Source organism: Vibrio sp. 2134-1 (genome assembly GCF_033339495.1).
Window position 1 is genome coordinate 1 of record NZ_JAWOUS010000252.1, and the last position, 843, is coordinate 843.

General features: G+C 45.3%; 1 protein-coding gene. It reads left to right on the forward strand.

The window, feature by feature from the left end; all coding sequences use genetic code 11:
- A partial coding sequence (locus R7R78_RS25275; protein ID WP_318119567.1) for a methyl-accepting chemotaxis protein occupies window positions 1-843 on the forward strand: 843 nt, incomplete at both ends.

Below are 843 nucleotides of genomic sequence, written 5' to 3' on the forward strand. Positions count from 1 at the left end.
AGTATTAAATGTTATGACAACGAGCAAGCAATCTGAATTAAGCGACACCTTAAATGAACAGATCGTACCAAACCTGTTCACGATTGAAGATGCGTACCGCGATCTCTACCAAGCGACTTCTGCTGTTCAAGGCATTGCCTTAGCAGAAACACAAGCAGATATTGATCATCACATTCACGAGTACAAAGACAATGCTTACAAAGCGTTGCCGCGTATGGAAAAAGTGATTGAGCTATCACGTGCGGGAGTGATGCCTGCATCACACGGTGCTGATGTGCAAAAACTGGTGACTTTAGGTCAAAAGTGGCTACAAAGTTACGAAGTGATGTTGAGCAAGCCTCAATCTCAATGGCTAAGCTACTACAACGAGCACAAGAACACGTTTGAGGAGCAATTTGTTGATGTTCGAGCCCAGCTCAATGTCGTGAAAAGTGCTATCGAAGATAAGCAAGGTGAGTTGAAGTCAGACATTTCTGCGGCGACTGCACGAGCAGAATCGATTTTAGAAATGGGCATCATCGTTGTGATCTTAGCGGCGCTTGGCATGGTGTTCCTGCTGCTACGCACAGTACTTAAACCATTAAACGACATCAAAGACGCAATGGCGCAAATCGCTTCGGGTGATGGTGATCTTAGCCAACGAATCCAAATTAATACGCAAGATGAAATTGGTCAGCTGGCCAAGGCATTTAACGAGTTTGTTTCTAAAATCCAAGCGACCGTGTCACAGGTGATTGATAGCTCAAACACGCTTCGTCAAGAGATGGCAAACTTAAGCTCGCTCACTGAGACGATTGCAGATTCGACAGTATCTCAACAGCGCGATAGCGAAGCAGTTGCTGC